The sequence below is a fragment of the Alkalihalophilus lindianensis genome, from assembly GCF_032843265.1.
GTDB classification, from domain to species: Bacteria; Bacillota; Bacilli; order Bacillales; family Bacillaceae_D; genus Alkalihalophilus; species Alkalihalophilus lindianensis.
In genome coordinates this window covers 1-261 of sequence record NZ_JAWJBA010000525.1, presented here as the reverse complement: position 1 = coordinate 261, position 261 = coordinate 1, and the positions used below count along the sequence as shown (strand labels likewise).

The following is a 261-nucleotide window of genomic DNA, read 5'->3' as shown; positions in this document are numbered from 1 at the left end:
GAAATCCTTTAGTGGACAAAATCGCCTTTACCGGAGGACAGGTCGCTGGCAAGAAAATCATGAAATCAGCAGCAGCCACCTTAAAAAATATATCACTGGAATTAGGCGGAAAGTCTCCTAATATTGTATTTGAAGATGCTGATTTTGAAACAGCAGTCGATTATGCGCTTTATGCTATTTTTGCCAATCAAGGACAAGTGAGCTCAGCGGGTTCGAGATTGATATTACAGGAAACCTTGTATGATCGATTTGTACCGGAAC

Annotated in this window: 1 protein-coding gene; it reads left to right on the top strand. The window is 41.0% G+C overall.

Going from position 1 to position 261, the window contains the following annotated elements; all coding sequences use genetic code 11:
* On the top strand, positions 1-261 hold a 261-nt coding region (locus RYX56_RS23280; RefSeq protein ID WP_317124248.1), incomplete at both ends, for an aldehyde dehydrogenase family protein.